Source organism: Mesorhizobium sp. M2E.F.Ca.ET.209.01.1.1 (assembly GCF_004010375.2).
GTDB lineage: Bacteria > Pseudomonadota > Alphaproteobacteria > Rhizobiales > Rhizobiaceae > Mesorhizobium.
This window is the reverse complement of sequence record NZ_SADP02000772.1, coordinates 1-323: the sequence shown is the minus strand read 5'-3', so window position 1 is coordinate 323 and position 323 is coordinate 1. Positions and strand designations below refer to the sequence as shown.

Below are 323 nucleotides of genomic sequence, written 5' to 3'. Positions count from 1 at the left end.
GGACAACGACCCGTCCTTCGATCCCAAGGGTTTCGTCGACGGCGCCAAGATGGCCTATGAGATGATCGTCATGGCCTATGCCGACGGCGACCGCAAAACGCTGAAGAACCTTTTGTCGCGCGAGGTCTATGACGGCTTCGTCGCCGCGATCGGCGAGCGCGAGGCCAAGTCGGAAAAGATCCAGTCCTCCTTCGTCGGCATCGACAAGGCCGACATCGTCTCGGCCGAGATGAAGGGCGGCGAGGCGCATGTCACGCTGCGCATCATCAGCGAGCTGATCTCGGCGACGCGCGACCAGGCCGGCGCCGTCATCGACGGCGATC

1 protein-coding gene is annotated in these 323 nt (G+C 63.5%); it reads left to right on the top strand.

Annotated elements, in window-relative coordinates; genetic code table 11:
* Positions 1–323: Tim44/TimA family putative adaptor protein (locus EN852_RS37840; protein WP_135879838.1), on the top strand; the 323-nt coding region annotated here is incomplete at both ends.